Raw genomic sequence first — 15290 nt, 5'->3', positions numbered from 1 at the left:
TAAAAATATTTCTAAAATTTTCTGGCATAACTTTGCTTTCAATTCCAAATCAAAATATTATTTTTGCGCATGCAACAAGACAAAGTACTTATTTTAGATTTCGGTTCGCAATACACCCAGTTAATTGCAAGAAGAGTTAGAGAATTAAACATTTATTGTGAAATTCACCCATATAACAATCCACCTAAAAATCAAGAAGATTTTAAAGCAGTTTTGCTTTCTGGTAGTCCAAACTCTGTAAGAGGAGAAAACGTTTTACACCCAGATTTATCAGAAATTAGAGGTAAAAAACCACTTTTAACGGTGTGTTATGGTGCGCAATATTTAGCACATTTTTCGGGCGGGCAAGTTGCACCATCCAATACAAGAGAATATGGTAGAGCCAATTTATCCTTTATAAAATCAAACGAAATATTCTTTTCCAAAATAGCAGAAGGTAGCCAAGTTTGGATGAGTCATTCAGATACCATAAAACAATTGCCAGAAAATGGGGTTTTATTAGCAAGTACAGCAGACGTTACCAATGCAGCTTACAAAATAGAAGGAGAAGAAACATACGGAATTCAATTTCACCCAGAAGTTTACCATTCAACAGACGGTAAACAATTATTAGAAAATTTTTTAGTAAAAATAGCAAAGGTTGCACAAACTTGGACACCAGATTCTTTTGTAGAAAGTACCGTAAAAGCTTTGCAAGATAAAGTTGGTAAAGATAAAGTAGTTTTGGGGCTTTCTGGAGGTGTAGATTCTACAGTAGCCGCTGTTTTATTAAATAAAGCTATTGGTAAAAACTTGTACTGCATTTTTGTAAACAACGGTTTGTTACGTAAAAATGAGTTTGAAAGTGTTCTAGAGCAATATAAAGGCATGGGCTTAAATGTAAAAGGAGTAGATGCTTCCAAACGTTTTTTAGATGCTTTAGCAGGCATTACAGATCCAGAGAAAAAGAGAAAAGCTATTGGTAATGCTTTTATTGAAGTTTTTGATGATGAAGCGCACCAAATAAAAGACGTAACTTGGTTGGCACAAGGAACCATTTATCCAGATGTTATAGAATCTGTTTCTGTAAACGGAGGTCCATCAGCAACTATTAAAAGTCATCATAATGTTGGTGGTTTACCAGATTATATGAAGTTAAAGATTGTAGAGCCATTAAGAATGATTTTTAAAGATGAGGTAAGAAGAGTAGGTGCCTCTATGGGAATTGATCCAGAATTGTTAGGTCGTCATCCTTTTCCTGGCCCTGGTTTAGGAATTCGTATATTGGGAGACATAACCGCAGAAAAAGTTAGAATATTACAAGAAGTAGACGCTGTATTTATAAACGGATTAAAAGAAGACGGTTTATACAATAGTGTTTGGCAAGCAGGAGCAATGCTATTGCCTGTAAATTCTGTTGGTGTAATGGGAGATGAGCGTACTTATGAAAAAGTAGTCGCTTTAAGAGCTGTAGAAAGTACAGATGGTATGACAGCAGATTGGGTAAATTTACCTTATGAATTTCTACAAAAAACATCAAATAAAATAATAAACCAAGTAAAAGGCGTTAATAGAGTAGTGTATGACATTAGTTCTAAACCACCAGCTACAATAGAATGGGAATAAAATATATGAAACATTTAAAGTTTTTTGTTTTTTTATGTATTCTTACGTTTACCGTTTCTTGCGGTCAACAAAAAAAGTATATAGAGTACAAAGTTAAAGAAGGAGAAAGTTTACGTTCTATTGCTAAGAAATTAGACATAAAAACAAAAGATTTACTTCGTTTAAATCCAGATATAGCGCGTAAACCCAAAGCGAACACGGTTATTATTATCCCGAATTTAAAAACCAAAACTGCAACATCTGTAGCCTCAGGTACTAAAAATGGAGCAATACCAAATAAAGCTTTAGATTCCGTAAATAATGGAAGTTTGCCTTCAGGGAAAGAAATTGAAAATGGGCTTTTATCTAACAATTTAGAAAACGAATTTCAATTGCATTCCGTAATTAAAGGAGATACGTTTTATAGCCTAACCCGTTTTTATAAGGTGTCTAGGGCTTCGCTTATTCAATTAAATCCAGAACTAGAATTGGGTTTAAAATTAGGGCAAACCATAAAAATTAAACGCTTACCCAAAGTCAACGTAAAGGAGAATGTAAATTTATCGAAATATTTTGTAGATAATATCAAGAAAGATGTTTCTTTAAAAGTTGCAGTTATGCTACCTTTTAGAGCACAAGAGTTAGATACATTATCTAAAAAACAAATTTTTGAGAACAGCAAGTTGGCAAATATTGTTTCAGATTTGTACTTAGGTTTAGAATTAGCGGTAGATTCACTAAGAAAACAAGGCGCAACAATAGATGTAAATGTTTTTGATACAGGTAGAAATAGTACTAGTATAAAGAATATTATTGCAGCTAATGATTTAAATAAGAACAATTTAATTATTGGGCCACTTTATTCAGAAGAAGTACAAATGTTAGCAAATCAGGTTAAGGTACCTATTGTATTTCCCGTTTATTCTAGAAAACAAACCAATTTTAAATCAAAATATATTATTAAAACAGCGCCAGAAAAAAAGTTATATAGAGATAAGTTAACAAGCTATGCAACTGAAAACTTTAAGGACGGTAATGTAATAATTGTTGGAGATGGTAGTGCTTTGTCTCAAAGGCATGCTCTAGCTTTAAAAACTGGCTTAGAAGAAAAAGATTCTATAAAAGGTGTAAACCTTATTACAGCTGAAAAGGGTTACATAAAAAGAGAGAAATTTACAGATGTACTTAAAGCAAATGAACAAAATAGAGTAATCTTAACAACAGAAGACCCAATAATTGTAGCGAGTGCTATAAATAGTTTAATTAGTTTAGAGGAAGACGTAACTGCAAGGGTTTTTACTTTTGATAAAAATAGTGCCTTAAATAAAATTGATAATTTAAAATTGGCTAAGTTAAATTTTACTTTTGTTAGTGATGCATATAGTAAAAGTGAAGCTGCTGAGGTAATTGATTTTAACTCTAAATACTTGTCTAAAAACGGAGTTTTACCAAGTTATTATGCTATCAAAGGATTTGATATAACCTATGATATCCTAATGCGATTAGCATCTGGAAAGGAGCTTAAGCATACTTTTAGTGAAGGTGTTTCTTACCGAGTGCAGAGTATGTTTGATTATGAAGGTAAATTGCTAAAAGCAACCGAGAATAAAGGTTTATTTATGGTAAAGTTTAATGCAGATTTAACCTTATCAACTTTAGATTAAAGTTGTAAATAAAGCGCACAAAAAAAACGGATAAATTAAATTTATCCGTTTTTTTTATATCTTATTTTCTAAACTTCTTGCGTTTAAATTTTCTTCATTTGCTGTTTCATCATTTGCATTTGCTCTTTTAGCATACCATGCTTATCTAACTTTTTAGCTTCTGCCATTAAATTGGTAGCTTCTCTTTTACGTCTTTTAGTCATTGCAATACCTGCTAATTGCAGTTTTGCCATAGCCAAATCATGATCCATAGATAAACCTAATTTTACTGCTTTTCTCAAAAATTTTTCAGATTGCGTAATATTTGTTTGGCTTAACATAATACCATGTAAATAATTAAAATAACCTTGTTGCTTTACAATTAAAGCGGCTTCAGGATTTTTAATATAACCCAACCACTTTTTAGTACCTTCAAAGTTTTGTTTTCTTAGTTGTAAAAAAGCCAATAAGATAAACTCATTTTTAAAATAAAACAGCACAAAAATTCCCGCTAAAAGTAGAATTGAAATTCCGTTCATGATATTTCCTTGGCTGAATTGATATACTGCCCAAACCGAAATTAAACCGGCTAAAATTAATTTAATATTTTTATGAAACATGTTGTTTGTTCTGTTAAAATTTAGAAAAGCAAAAATACATTTTCTTATGAATTATCATAAAAAACTTAGCGCTTAATTTTAAGTAAACGCTTAAAAACAATTCTTGACTTTTACCTGTATTTATTTTTTGAAATATTTTTTATATTTAAAGGAGGCTGCAATGGTTAAAATAATTAAAAAACCAATGTAAATATAGGCTTCTTTTGGCGTAACTACCCTGTCTCCACTAGCATAAGAATGCAAACCAGATAAGTAGAAATTTACACCAAAGTAAGTCATCATAATAGATAAATAGGTAAATGCCGATGCAAAATTAAAGGCAAGCCTACCTCTTAAACCAGGTATTAAACGCATATGTAAAACAAAAGCATACAACATAATAGAAATTAAAGCCCAAGTTTCTTTAGGATCCCAACCCCAATAACGTCCCCAACTTTCGTTGGCCCACATACCACCTAAAAAGTTACCAATAGTTAACATTACCAAACCAACGGTTATGGCTTGTTCATTTATGATAGTAAGTTCCTTAATATTTAAATCCATTTTTGTTCTATTCTTTTTAGTAGTAAACACCATTAAAAATAAAGCAACAATTCCTAAAATCATACCAAGAGAAAGTGGCCCGTAGCTGGCAACAATTATAGAAGTATGTACTAATAACCACCAAGAATTTAAAACGGGTTGTAAATTAGCAATTTCTGGATCTAACCAGTTTTGGTGTGCAAAACCTAAGGTAATTGCTACTAAAAATGCTGTTGCTGTAATGGTTAATGCAGAGTTTTTACCAATCCATAAACCAAAAAGCATGGTTGCCCAAGCTACAAAAATAATAGATTCATAAGCATTACTCCAAGGCGCATAGCCACTTATGTACCATCTTGCCAATAAACTTAATGTATGGGCAATAAATAGAGCAACTACAACAATTGAAAGTGTTTTTACAGAGATGTTTACCCATTTTTTAGCAGCAAAAATTTGCCAAATCACAAAAATAAGCATCAATAAACTTACATAGCCGTAATATTTTGCAAGGCTTTGAAAAGGTTGAATTTTATTATACGAGATTTCTAAGTCTATTTTATCTTTTTCTAAATTAACTTCAGCTCCAAATTTTTGCTGAAACTTTTTAATTCCATCTAAAATTTTGTTAGCATCTTTATAATCTCCTGTCTTTTTTGCTTTCTGCAAAAAGTTAATATATACAGGCAAAGACTGCTTTACAAAAACAGAATCTGTTCCTTTAAAACCTGCTTCAGAAGACTCTAGTCTAGAAACCCATTTATTGTTTTCATCTCCAGGAATAGGGTATATTTTTAAAATTCCGCCGCCAATTGCACTGTATAAAAGTCCAATTCTTTTATCAATATTAATTAAATCTTTTTCAAACTTATTTTTAATTTTATTTTTTTGTGCTTGTTCTACTTTTTCTTTAATTTTATATATACCAGTATCTGTAATAAAATTAGATAAACTTCCATGAGTGGCAGTTGGTGCCACTCCAATAAAATCTCTTATTTGGGTATTTCCTTTTTCTAGATAGATAATAGGTACTTCATACCATAAATATGGGTTTTCTATAATAGATAATAAAACCTGACTTGGTTCCATATCTTTAAATTTTTCTGTTTTACTCACCTTTCTAACCAATTCAGAAGCAAAGGTGTGTGCAGGTTTCATTCTACCATTATCTTGTATTACAAGTCTATTAAAGCTGTTGGCATGTTTGGCATCTACCATGTTTGCTTGTAAAATAGAATCTATTTGTTGGTTGGTTATCTTTTTAGTTTGATGCCCTTCTGAATGCTGTGCAAAAGTTAAACTAGATACCAGTAAAATTGTTATTGTAGCTAAACTTTTTTTCTTTTTTCTAATTTTTTCTAACCTTTTTTTCAAATCGTCAAAACGTGTATTTTTTACAAATAATGCCATAGTTAAACCAAAATAGAGTAAAAAATATCCCAAATACGTTACAAATGTTCCTAAAAAATCATGATTTACAGATAGGTGTGTTTCTTCTTTCTCTCCAGATAAATCATAACTAGCTTGAAAGAATTTATATCCTTTATGATCTAAAATATGATTCATAAATATGCGGTAATTAAAAGTTTCTTTAGGATCGATAACTGTAACTTCACTAGCATAAGATGCAGCACTTTCTGAACCTGGATATTTTTCTAACTGAAAATCATTTAATTTAATAGAAAAAGGCGTTTCTAATATTTTAGCTCCATATAGCATTCTAAAATTTAAACCGCCAACTTCTAATGTTTTAGAACCATCTGCATTAAATTTACTACCTCTTAATTCTACCCTTTTGGTTTCGTTATTAGCGGTAACGTCTAAAACAATAATATCTTGTACTTTATCACTTTTAGGACCTCTAACCGTTTGCATAATTCCTTTTGTAGGTGGTTCTGGTATTACAAATTGCAATTCGCCAATGTTGTGTAAAGACAAATAATTAAATGCGGCTAAAGAGTCTTTTACTACACGTCCTCTTTTTTGATCTGCCATTCTAAACCAATCACCATCGGCTTTAGAAATCATTTTTAAATTATTATTTTCTTTGATAAAATTTACGGTGTAATCTGCAGTTTTAGCATCAAAACCTACTAGGATACCATGAATATTTTGTACAGTAAACCTGGGTATATAGTGTTCATGTCTTGTACCGTCAGAAGATTCAACAAAAAACAAGTGTTCTACTCCGTTTTCATCTTCAACTAATTTTTTTTCTGCCCATGGAATATAATCAACCAGTTCAAATTTGAAATCTATACTTTTTCCTTTATCTGCAAAGGTGTCTGAATAGGACCAATTGTTATTGCCCCAAGCAGATAGTAATATGGGTTCATTAATTTCTGGTTTTTGTGAAATACCGTCATCTACAATAGCATTTACATAAGTAGTTTCCGAAAGAAATTTGTTGGTGGTTTCTCCTTCTTCAATTAACATAATACCTTCATAGCCAATATATCTTGTGATACCTGCACCTACAAGAATTAACAAAAATGAAGTATGAAATAATAAAACAGCCCATTTCTCTTTTTTGTACAACTTGTATCTAAAAATATTTCCAAAGAAATTTACTACAAATAATGCCATAATTAACTCAAACCACCAAGCGTTGTATACGAGTGCTTTTGAGGTTTGCGTGCCATAATCATTTTCTATAAATGTGGCAACACCCATTGCTGTTGCATACATTATAAATAAAATGGCCATTAAACGTGTAGAATATAGAAAATCGAATACTTTTTTCATCCTTTTGAAATGCTTTAAATGTGCGATAATTATGAAATGCAAATTTAAGCATAAAACAATAAAAAGCTGCTTAACAATAGGTATTTAATACTGTTAAATATTGTAAAATAAAACAGGTGAGAGCTTTTTTTTAAGCATAAAAAAATTAGGAAACCTACTCAGCGATACTTTCTATTAAAATAGTGATTAAATCAATTGCGGCTTGTGCAATTTTTGTTCCAGGTCCAAAAATACCAACGGCGCCAGCATCAAATAAAAATTGATAATCTTGAGCAGGAATTACCCCACCAACAATTACCATAATATCTGCTCTGTCATATTTTTTTAACCCTTCAATAACCTGTGGAACTAAAGTTTTATGGCCTGCCGCTAAAGATGATATTCCTAAAATATGTACATCATTTTCTACAGCTTGTTTTACAGCTTCTTCTGGTGTTTGAAATAATGGGCCAATATCTACATCAAAACCTAAATCTGCATAACCAGTGGCAACTACTTTTGCACCTCTATCGTGGCCATCTTGCCCTAGTTTTGCAATCATAATTCTTGGTCTTCTACCTTCTAATACTGCAAATTTATCTGCTAGTTCAGTTGCTTTTTTAAATAATTTATCGTCTTTTATTTCTTTACTATACACACCAGAAATAGATTTAGTTACCGCTTTATGTCTTTTAAAAACAATTTCTAAAGCATCAGAAATTTCTCCTAAAGTAGCTCTTTTTCTGGCAGCTTCAACAGCTAATGCTAGCAAATTTTCTTTACCAGATTTAGCGCCGTTAGTTAAATTCTGCAAACAATTTTTTACAGCGTTTGTGTTCCTAGTTTTTTTTACGTTTTTCAATCTTATCAATTGAGATTTTCTTACCGCTTCATTATCAATCTCTAAAATATGTAAAGGTTCTTCTTTTTCTAGTTGATATTTATTAACGCCAACAATTATATCTGTTCCACTGTCTATTTTAGCCTGTTTAATTGCAGCGGCTTCTTCAATTCTTAATTTCGGAATTCCTTTTTCGATTGCTTTGGTCATTCCGCCTAAATCCTCAACTTCTTCAATTAATAACCAAGCTTTTTTAGCTATGTTTTCTGTAAGTTGTTCTAAAGCATAGCTTCCTGCCCAAGGATCTACTGTTTTAGTAATATGTGTTTCTTGCTGCAGGTAAATTTGTGTGTTTCTAGCAATTCTTGCAGAAAAATCTGTAGGTAAAGCAATGGCTTCATCTAAAGCATTGGTATGTAAGCTTTGTGTGCCACCAAAAACAGCAGCCATGGCTTCAATAGTTGTTCTTGCTACATTATTAAAAGGATCTTGCTCAGTTAAAGACCAGCCACTGGTTTGACAATGGGTTCTTAGTGCCAAAGATTTTGGATTTTTAGGGTTGAATTTTTTTACAATTTTAGCCCACAACATTCTGGCAGCTCTTAGTTTGGCAATTTCTGTAAAATGATTCATACCAATAGCCCAAAAGAAAGACAATCTTGGGGCAAAATCATCAATATCCATGCCTGTTTCTAAACCTTTTCTAATGTATTCTAATCCATCTGCTAAAGTGTATGCCAATTCTATTTCTGCAGTTGCACCTGCTTCTTGCATGTGGTAGCCAGAGATAGAAATTGAATTGAATTTGGGCATGTTTTTACTCGTATATTCAAAAATATCGGCAATAATTTTCATAGATGGTGAAGGCGGATAGATGTAGGTATTCCTCACCATAAATTCTTTTAGAATATCGTTTTGTATGGTGCCAGATAATAATTCTGGAGCAACACTCTGTTCTTCTGCAGCCACAATATAAAATGCCAAAATAGGCAAAACGGCACCATTCATGGTCATAGAAACAGACATTTTATCTAACGGAATTTGGTCAAACAAAATCTTCATATCTTCTACAGAGTCTATGGCTACACCAGCTTTACCAACATCTCCTTGAACGCGGTCATGATCAGAATCATAGCCTCTATGTGTGGCCAAATCAAATGCTACAGATAGTCCTTTTTGGCCAGCAGCTAAATTTCTTCTATAGAATGCATTACTTTCTTCTGCTGTAGAAAAACCAGCGTATTGTCTAATTGTCCAAGGTCTTCTTACGTACATTGTACTATATGGACCTCTTAAATTAGGTGCAATACCAGCAACAAAATCTTCATGTTTAAAAGTAGCCTTAACTGCTTTTAAATCTTTAGAAATCGATATATTTTCCACTGATTTTCTACTCATTTTCTAATTTCATTAACCGATATAAATTACTGCCAATTGCCTTAGATAATTTTTGTTTTTCTTTAATTTTTTTTCTTTGAAAACTAACAAGAAAAAAAGATAAAAGTATGATTAGACATAAAGCAAATGCTATAAAATTAAAAATTCCGTTAAAAAAAGGGTACACCTTATCTTCAATATAAAAAACAATTAAGAACATAATAAAAACAAAGCTTATCAAATAAATAGGAATTGCTTTCTCTATCTTTTTAATTTCTTTTTTTAATTGTTTTTGTTCTCTTTGTAGGGCCTGTATTTCTTTATTTTTATTCAATTGTATTTAAATTTTGTTCTCCTTTTTTAATTGATTTTTTTCAAACGCTTCCGATAATCTTTTTCGATTTATTGGGATTATTAAGGTTTTAATATTCCTTTTTTTTGCAAATATTTCTTTTTTGATATTATTAAACATCAGATCGTTTTTGTTGGGCTGAAAATTAGTGCCTAATAAAACCAACTCTTTGGTGCGAAATTGTTCTTGTTCACTTGAGGCGCTATCTTTAATTTTTCGTTGAATATTGCCTTCTTTCAATTGTTTTAGAAAGCCACCACCTTTTTCTATTTGTTTAAATATAACAAGTGCTTTCTCTGCAAATTGGTGTGTTAGATTTTCGATATAATAACTGCCATCTGCCAAATTTTGAGCATTTGTAAAACTACTTTCTTCTTGTAATATTAAAAGTTGATTTTTAGAAATGCGTTCACCAAATTCTGTACTGTCTTCAAAAATTGTATTGTAAGCTAAGTTGCTTACAGAGTTGCTTCCTCCTAAAACTGCACTCATGCATTCTGTAGCAGTTCTTAGCATGTTTGTATTATAATCGTAAATGGTTTTATTTCTGGTGGATGGTTTTGTAAAAATATGAGTATTTGTTTCTTTAATTTTATACTCGTTTAACAAAGATTTCCATAGCAAGCGAAATGCTCTTAATTTTGCAATTTCATGAAAATAATTGCTGCCCACAGCAAATTCAAAATGAATAGAACTTGCGCTTTTTTTATTTAAAATATTTAAATATTCGTTTGCATGCGCTAAAGTGTATGCCAATTGCTGCACTATGTTTGCACCTGCGTTTTGATATAAATCTCCAGAAATACTAATACCGTTTTCTACGGAATTAAAAATTGTATTTAAATGATTTAGGTCTTCTTTTAAATTGAAAAACCAATTGCCAGATTCAGCAAGGTTACCAACAGGGTCTATTTGAAAAAATGTATTTTTAGGTGCTGTAAGTTGGTTAATTTCTTGAATAAATGCCGCGTCTAAAAATAGTAGTTTGAAGTAAAGAATAGTTTTATTTACATCAATACCAGATAATAAAATTTTATAATCGAACTTTTTATGAGCAATAAACTGAATGGCAGAAACACCGGTTTTTAAACTTTTTTTAGCAAAAGCATTTGCAGTTGCCTCTTCTGTTATAACAATTGTTTGGCAAATGTTAAACGCTTTTTTTGGTAATTTAATTTCATTATTTTTTCTATCTTCTTTTGTGTAAAAAGGTTTTACAGTAATACCATCATTGGTTTTCCAAAGCAAAGTTTTATTGTAATCTGCACCTTTTAAATCTACTTGAATTTTTTGTTTCCAAGCATTAGGTGTAGTTCCTTCAAATTCATCGAATAGAAAATTACTCATGTTTATCTACTGTATCAAATTCAATAATATAAATGTCTTCGTTTTCTTTTTTCATTAAATATTTTTCTCTGGCAAAACGTTCTAGCTGTAAAGAATCTTCTAGTTTTTTAATAATGGCTTTGTCTTCTGCAATTTTAGTTTTATAGTAAGAAATGGTGTTTTCTAGGTCTTCTATTTCTTTATCAAATTTACGATGTATTAGATAACTGTTGTCGTCAAAAAACAACATCCATATTAAAAACGGAATAAAGATTAACACAAATGTATTGGTTAAAATTTTAAAGATTTTTTTGTTTTTAAAATTTTCCGTTAACATTTTATAAGCGTTCGTTTATTACAGATCTTACAATATCAATTGCAACGGTATTATATCTGTCATTAGGAATAATGATGTCTGCAAAGTTTTTTGTAGGTTCTATAAATTGGTTGTGCATTGGTTTTAAAGTAGTTTGGTATCTATTTAAAACTTCGTCTATATCTCTTCCTCTTTCAGAAATATCTCTTTTTAATCTCCTTATTAAGCGTTCGTCTGTTTCTGCGTGTACAAAAATTTTAATGTCAAATAAAGCTCTTAATTCTGTGCTGTTAAAAATTAAAATTCCTTCTACAATAACTACCTTTCTGGGGTGTGTTTTTATGGTGTCTTTTGTTCTGTTATGAGTTACAAAAGAATAAATGGGCTGGTTTATGTTTTTACCAGCTTTTAAAGCTTTTAGGTGCTTAATTAGTAATTCAAAATCAATTGCTCTGGGATGATCAAAATTTATTTTTGTTCTTTCTTGATACGATAAATTATCGGTAGCATTATAGTAAGAGTCTTGTGATATTACGCAAACTTCATCTGTTGGTAGTTCTTTAATAATTTGGTTTACAACAGTGGTTTTACCACTTCCTGTACCACCAGCAATTCCAATAATTAGCATACGAGATTTTATGGTTTTAGAATATAAAATTATATAGGTAAATATATAAATTTTATAGATATTAGTTTTAGTTTTAAGAATTTACTTTTTTTTATCAATATAAACTTTTAAATTTTGACGAAAAAAAAAGTCTCAAAAAAATTGAGACTTTGTTTAAGAGAGCCGATGAAGGGACTCGAACCCCCGACCTGCTGATTACAAATCAGCTGCTCTAGCCAGCTGAGCTACATCGGCATTAAAAATGTAAAATTCATTTTAACGAGCGCAAATTAAAGATAATATTTAGTTTCTACCAAAAGAAAAATTACTTTTTTTTACTAAAAAAAGCCTCAATAAAAATTGAAGCTTTTCATAAGAAATAATAATAATTCAATACAACTAAAGGTATGTTTTTGCATCCTTTTGATTGCGCAGTATATAAAACGATAATATTTTTAAATTGTTGTTTTTACGTTTAAGATTATACAATCTATTTTAATTAAGCGCTTTTTTATAAGTAGCTAAACAACGTTCTCTAGCCATTTTATGATCAACAATTTCTTTTGCGTAAGTTAGTTCTTGAAATTCTGGAACCCATTTTTTGATGTATTCCAAATCTTTATCAAACTTTTTTATTTGTGTGGTAGGATTAAAAATTCTAAAATAAGGCGCTGCATCTACGCCAGAACCTGCAACCCATTGCCAATTACCAACATTACTTGCCATTTCATAATCATGTAGTTTTTCTGCAAAATAAGCTTCGCCCCAGCGCCAATCTATTAATAAATGTTTGCATAAAAAACTACCTACTAGCATTCTTACGCGGTTGTGCATAAAACCTGTTTGGTTTAATTGACGCATACCAGCATCTACAAAAGGGTATCCCGTTTGGCCGTTGCACCACTTTTTAAATTCTTCCTCATTGTTTCTCCACTCAATTCTATCATATTTAGACTTAAATGCTTGTTTAGAGGTGTTTGGGAAATGCCATAAAATTTGCATAAAAAATTCACGCCAAATTAATTCTTGCCAGAAAATTTCATTTTCTTCAGCTACCGCTTTTTTTACCATTTGCCTAACAGAAACGGTTCCAAATCTTAGATGTGGTCCTAGTTTAGAAGTGTTGTCTTGCGCGGGAAAGTTCCTAGTGTCTTCATATTCTTGAATTAGCTTAGGCGTAACTTTGTAATCTTCTATTTTTTGTGAGGTTTTTGCAAACCCCATATCGCCCAGTGTAATATTAGGTAATTCTTTGTTTTGTATTGTATTTTGTAAAAAGGAATTGGTGTAGTAGCTGTCTAAATTATACGTTTTAAAATGCTCTTTCCAAACTTTCATGTAAGGAGTGTAAACTACATATGGATTTCCATCTTTTTTAACAACTTCGTTTTTTTCAAAAATCACTTGATCTTTAAAAGTTTCAAATTTTATGTTGTTTTCTTTTAAAAGATTTTCAATTTTTGCGTCTCTTTGTGTAGCATAGGGTTCGTAATCTCTATTGGTAAAAACAGTATCAATTTCGTATGCTTTAATTAGGTTTTTATAAATTTCTGCAGGATTGCCATAATACATTGCCAAACTGCTATTGTGTTTGTTTTGTAAGATGGTTCTCATGGCTTGTAAAGTGTTAAAAATAAAATTTACACGTGCATCTTCTTTTGGGAGTTTGTCTAAAATTTCCCGATCAAATATAAAAATTGGCAGCACAGGTTTATCACCTTTTAAGGCATTGTAAAAACCTAAATTATCATCTAACCTTAAATCTCTTCTAAACCAAAAAATATTTACTTTTTTACTCATATTTATTTAAATTCGCCAAAAAGCGCTACTAACTTTTTACTTCTAAATTCGAATATTTTTTCTAACTGTGGTTTTAAAATAATAGGGTGTACCAATCTTCCTAAGAAACCAAAAGGAACTTTATAATAAATTAAATCTTCCATAATTACACCGCCATCAATTTCTTTTAGAAAATGTGTATGATGCCAAAAAGCATATGGTCCAGATAATTGCTCATCTGTGAAATGACTTAAATGTTGTACTTGTGTAATTTTAGAAACCCATTTTGTTTTTATGCCTAAAAGTGGTGTAACTTCATAGGTAATTAGTTGACCTGCATAGGTTTCTCTATCTGCACCATCTATAATTTTAAATCCCATTTCTTTCGGGGTCATTTTTTCTAAATTTTTGGGGCTTTTTAAAAAATCCCAAGCTTCTTGCAAAGAAATGGGTACTTTTTGTGTTTTATGAAGTTTATACATAATATTAATTGTAGATAAAAATATAAAGATTTAATGAGGTTGCTATACAAAGCCAAACCATATAAGGTACTAATAGATATTTGTAGTTTTTAAGTTGTTTACTAAATTTAAAAAAATAGAGAAAAAGTAAAACAGTTAATAAACTAATGCATACAAGGCCTAAAAATACTTGTTGCTGATTGAAAAAAATAAAATTCCAACTTACGTTTAGTGTAAATTGGAAGTAGAATAAGATTCTATTTTTAGCGGTATTTTTTTGAGTAAATAATTTGCCTAGATAAAAAGAAAAACAAATCATTATTAAGCTCCAAGCAATACCAAAAACAATTCCTGGAGGTGTCCAAGGAGCTTTGTTTAAAGCTACATGCCAATTAGAAATTGGTCCGTTTTGCATGAACCAATTTCCAATAGCCAAACTACTAAAATTAATAATTAAAAATAGTATTGTTAATTTTAGTTGTTTCATTTTAAGATTTTCCTTGAATTGCTTCAATTTTCTTTAAAATGTCGTCTGCTTCTTTGTATTTTGTATCACTATCTGTTCTGTTAATAGATTGTAACTTATAAGCGTCCTCCATTAACTTTTTGTACTTGTCTTGTAACTTATCAACTTCAGACTTTTTTTTGAATAGACCAAACATAATTTTTAGATTAAGTGTTTTGTTATTTTAGAACTCATGGGTTTTGTAATAGAAAAATAATAATCTACTAATTGCCCATTTGGTGCTACTAGGTATTTTTGAAAGTTCCATTTTACAGAAGAACTTTTTGTACCATTTTTACTTTTATCTGTTAACCAACTATACAATGGATGTTGCTTAGAACCTTTAACATCAATTTTTTCTGTCATTAAAAAAGAAACACCAAAATTAACTTTACAAAAAGCAGCAATGTCTTCTGAAGTTCCTGGTTCTTGGCTGCCAAATTGATTGCAAGGAGAGCCGATAATTATTAAATTGTTTTTATGTTTTTGGTACAATTCCTCTAACTCTTTATATTGTGATGTAAAGCCACACTTAGAAGCTACATTTACAAATAGTATATATTTATTCTTGTACTCGGATAAGTCAATAGCTTTATTTTGTAAGCTATTGATGTTTATATCGTAGATATTTGTCAT

At 30.6% G+C, this 15290-nt stretch carries 13 protein-coding genes and 1 tRNA gene; 2 read left to right on the top strand and 12 right to left on the bottom strand.

The features are described 5' to 3' along the window. Nucleotides 1-69 precede the first annotated feature (69 nt). The gene (gene guaA, locus Q0762_RS08620; RefSeq protein WP_298766022.1) at nt 70-1605 is read left to right on the top strand and encodes a glutamine-hydrolyzing GMP synthase; all 1536 of its coding nucleotides are present in this window, start codon (nt 70-72) and stop codon (nt 1603-1605) included. A 5-nt stretch (nt 1606-1610) separates the two neighbouring features. Beyond that, nucleotides 1611-3248 carry a LysM peptidoglycan-binding domain-containing protein gene (locus Q0762_RS08615; protein WP_298766020.1) on the top strand — a complete coding sequence of 546 codons (1638 nt, stop codon included), beginning with the start codon at nt 1611-1613 and terminating at the stop codon, nt 3246-3248. 83 nt (nt 3249-3331) lie between these two features. On the opposite strand, the gene Q0762_RS08610 is transcribed toward Q0762_RS08615, so the two are convergent. The 12 genes from Q0762_RS08610 to Q0762_RS08555 all read right to left on the bottom strand — a co-directional run bounded on the left by Q0762_RS08610 (nt 3332) and on the right by Q0762_RS08555 (nt 15290). Beyond that, a complete protein-coding gene (locus tag Q0762_RS08610) occupies nt 3332-3847 on the bottom strand; it encodes a DUF2892 domain-containing protein (protein ID WP_298766018.1) in 516 nt (171 codons plus the stop codon). Between the two features lie 120 nt (nt 3848-3967). Then, complete coding sequence (gene ccsA / locus Q0762_RS08605) at nt 3968-7111, bottom strand: cytochrome c biogenesis protein CcsA (protein ID WP_298766016.1); 3144 nt, start codon at nt 7109-7111, stop codon at nt 3968-3970. A gap of 154 nt (nt 7112-7265) precedes the next feature. Further along, complete coding sequence (gene scpA / locus Q0762_RS08600) at nt 7266-9329, bottom strand: methylmalonyl-CoA mutase (protein ID WP_298766014.1); 2064 nt, start codon at nt 9327-9329, stop codon at nt 7266-7268. 319 nt (nt 9330-9648) lie between these two features. Further along, nucleotides 9649-11007: a methylmalonyl-CoA mutase subunit beta gene (locus Q0762_RS08595; protein ID WP_298766012.1), complete on the bottom strand. Its 1359-nt coding sequence runs from the start codon at nt 11005-11007 to the stop codon at nt 9649-9651. Further along, nucleotides 11000-11323, bottom strand: a complete 324-nt coding sequence (locus Q0762_RS08590) for a septum formation initiator family protein (RefSeq protein WP_298766010.1) — start codon at nt 11321-11323, stop codon at nt 11000-11002. The genes Q0762_RS08595 and Q0762_RS08590 overlap by 8 nt, the downstream gene beginning before the upstream one ends. Before the next feature lies 1 nt (nt 11324). Continuing rightward, the gene (udk, locus tag Q0762_RS08585; RefSeq protein ID WP_298766008.1) at nt 11325-11930 is read right to left on the bottom strand and encodes a uridine kinase; all 606 of its coding nucleotides are present in this window, start codon (nt 11928-11930) and stop codon (nt 11325-11327) included. Between the two features lie 160 nt (nt 11931-12090). Beyond that, nucleotides 12091-12164, bottom strand: a tRNA-Thr gene (locus tag Q0762_RS08580). A 240-nt stretch (nt 12165-12404) separates the two neighbouring features. Further along, nucleotides 12405-13709, bottom strand: a complete 1305-nt coding sequence (locus Q0762_RS08575; protein ID WP_298766006.1) for a deoxyribodipyrimidine photo-lyase — start codon at nt 13707-13709, stop codon at nt 12405-12407. A 2-nt stretch (nt 13710-13711) separates the two neighbouring features. After that, entirely contained in the window at nt 13712-14170 is a 459-nt protein-coding gene (locus Q0762_RS08570; RefSeq protein WP_298766004.1) for an SRPBCC family protein, read from the bottom strand. A 4-nt stretch (nt 14171-14174) separates the two neighbouring features. Further along, nucleotides 14175-14636 (bottom strand): TspO/MBR family protein, encoded by a 462-nt coding sequence (locus Q0762_RS08565; RefSeq protein ID WP_298766002.1) that lies wholly within the window; start codon nt 14634-14636, stop codon nt 14175-14177. Nucleotide 14637: 1 nt separating this feature from the next. Then, the gene (locus Q0762_RS08560; protein WP_298766000.1) at nt 14638-14811 is read right to left on the bottom strand and encodes a Lacal_2735 family protein; all 174 of its coding nucleotides are present in this window, start codon (nt 14809-14811) and stop codon (nt 14638-14640) included. Nucleotides 14812-14816: 5 nt separating this feature from the next. Then, the gene (locus Q0762_RS08555) at nt 14817-15290 is read right to left on the bottom strand and encodes a glutathione peroxidase (RefSeq protein WP_298765998.1); all 474 of its coding nucleotides are present in this window, start codon (nt 15288-15290) and stop codon (nt 14817-14819) included.

Origin of the sequence: uncultured Polaribacter sp. (assembly GCF_947495205.1) — a bacterium.
Classification (GTDB): Bacteria; Bacteroidota; Bacteroidia; order Flavobacteriales; family Flavobacteriaceae; genus Polaribacter.
This window is presented reverse-complemented; position numbering and strand designations above follow the sequence as displayed.

Bases quoted from the DNA above. Each gene is read 5' to 3' on its own strand.
- guaA (WP_298766022.1), top strand. From the start codon at position 70: ATGCAACAAGACAAAGTACTTATTTTAGATTTCGGTTCGCAATACACC.
- Q0762_RS08615 (WP_298766020.1), top strand. From the start codon at position 1,611: ATGAAACATTTAAAGTTTTTTGTTTTTTTATGTATTCTTACGTTTACC.
- Q0762_RS08610 (WP_298766018.1), bottom strand. From the start codon at position 3,847: ATGTTTCATAAAAATATTAAATTAATTTTAGCCGGTTTAATTTCGGTT.
- ccsA (WP_298766016.1), bottom strand. From the start codon at position 7,111: ATGAAAAAAGTATTCGATTTTCTATATTCTACACGTTTAATGGCCATT.
- scpA (WP_298766014.1), bottom strand. From the start codon at position 9,329: ATGAGTAGAAAATCAGTGGAAAATATATCGATTTCTAAAGATTTAAAA.
- Q0762_RS08595 (WP_298766012.1), bottom strand. From the start codon at position 11,007: ATGAGTAATTTTCTATTCGATGAATTTGAAGGAACTACACCTAATGCT.
- Q0762_RS08590 (WP_298766010.1), bottom strand. From the start codon at position 11,323: ATGTTAACGGAAAATTTTAAAAACAAAAAAATCTTTAAAATTTTAACC.
- udk (WP_298766008.1), bottom strand. From the start codon at position 11,930: ATGCTAATTATTGGAATTGCTGGTGGTACAGGAAGTGGTAAAACCACT.
- Q0762_RS08575 (WP_298766006.1), bottom strand. From the start codon at position 13,709: ATGAGTAAAAAAGTAAATATTTTTTGGTTTAGAAGAGATTTAAGGTTA.
- Q0762_RS08570 (WP_298766004.1), bottom strand. From the start codon at position 14,170: ATGTATAAACTTCATAAAACACAAAAAGTACCCATTTCTTTGCAAGAA.
- Q0762_RS08565 (WP_298766002.1), bottom strand. From the start codon at position 14,636: ATGAAACAACTAAAATTAACAATACTATTTTTAATTATTAATTTTAGT.
- Q0762_RS08560 (WP_298766000.1), bottom strand. From the start codon at position 14,811: ATGTTTGGTCTATTCAAAAAAAAGTCTGAAGTTGATAAGTTACAAGAC.
- Q0762_RS08555 (WP_298765998.1), bottom strand. From the start codon at position 15,290: ATGACAAATATCTACGATATAAACATCAATAGCTTACAAAATAAAGCT.